We start from the raw sequence: 1,261 nt of genomic DNA on the forward strand, positions 1-1,261 counted from the left end.
AGCTTGCAAGTAAACGAAGAAAAAAGCGTTTGAGAAAAGCAGCAAAGGGTTTTTGGGGAGATCGTAAGAATCATTTGCGTGTTACCAAAAATGCTGTAATGAAGGCTGAAGCTTACTCAACTGAGCATCGTAAATTACGAAAAAGAGACTTTCGTTCTTTGTGGATTGTGCGCATTGGGATTGCATCTAGGATTTGTGGTATCTCTTATTCTGCATTTATGGCTGGACTTAGTAAGGTTGGTTGTGATCTCAATCGTAAGATTCTTTCTGAAATGGCCGTGCACGACTGGGAAGCTTTTACCCAATTAGCTCGGAAAGCGAAAGCTGCTGTAGGTATCTAGTTCCCCTATGAAAGAGTCTCTTTCTTTGTCGAGTGTCATTGAGTCTGTTCGCGAAGAGCGTTTTGCTTTTGATAAGCAGATTTCTATCGTTGGTTCTTCGGAAAATGAAAAGGAAGCTCTTAAACTACTTAGAGTTCGATTTTTAGGAAGGAAAAGCGTTCTTTCTTCGCTTATTCGTTCTATAGGTCAGCTGGCAGAGGGCTCGGATCGTTTGCAAGCTGGCAAGATTTTGAACGAACAGAAAACCCAGATAGAGGAGTTGATCTCTGAGGCCGAATTGAGAATTGAGCATCGGGAATTGACTGAAAGGATTAGTGCAGAGCGCGTTGACATGACGCTTCCCGGAAGAACAAAATGGGTTGGTTCTGCACATCCTCTCCTTGAGACTCTTTTTAGAGCATTGGAAATATTGTCTTCCATGGGCTTTTCGGTTCGTTTCGGAGAGGAGATTGGACCAGAAGAGGTGATGTTTGATCTTCTAAATTTTCCAAAAAGTCATCCAGCACGGCTTGAACAGGACACCTATTACTTACCTGGGGGCTCTACCCTTCGTTCGCAGACGTCTAATGCGCAAGTGCTACTCATGCGGAGTCAACCGCCTCCTATTCGTTTTGTGGTTCCAGGAAAATGTTTTCGTAATGAAGAAGTCTCTTCACGTTCATTAAGTGTTTTCCATCAGATCGAAGGTCTTTATGTGGATCGAGATGTTCGTTTAGGAGACCTCCTTTCTACTCTTGAAGTTTTCTATGCTTCTTTTTTAGGGAAGTCCAACAAATTGCGTTTTCGTTCTAGTTATTTCCCATTTGTGGAACCAGGAATAGAAGTCGATATTTCCAAATCATGGGAAGTAATATTTGGTCTGATTTTTATATCCTTTACTTTCACACCTTGCTGACTTTTGCGACCTTCTCGCTCTTTCC

General features: G+C 42.3%; 2 protein-coding genes. Both read left to right on the top strand.

The annotated features are described in order from the left end of the window. Window positions 1-341 (top strand): 50S ribosomal protein L20 (rplT, locus tag GCCT14_RS04985; protein ID WP_108624458.1); only part of this gene is annotated, 341 nt, incomplete at its 5' end. 7 nt (window positions 342-348) lie between these two features. Continuing rightward, window positions 349-1,236 carry a tRNA ligase subunit PheS family protein gene (locus GCCT14_RS04990; protein WP_108624459.1) on the top strand — a complete coding sequence of 296 codons (888 nt, stop codon included), beginning with the start codon at window positions 349-351 and terminating at the stop codon, window positions 1,234-1,236. Window positions 1,237-1,261: the final 25 nt, after the last annotated feature.

The sequence above is a fragment of the Candidatus Similichlamydia epinepheli genome, assembly GCF_003056015.1.

Excerpts from the sequence above, each read along its gene's own strand:
- GCCT14_RS04990 (WP_108624459.1), top strand. The coding sequence starts at position 349 with ATGAAAGAGTCTCTTTCTTTGTCGAGTGTCATTGAGTCTGTTCGCGAA.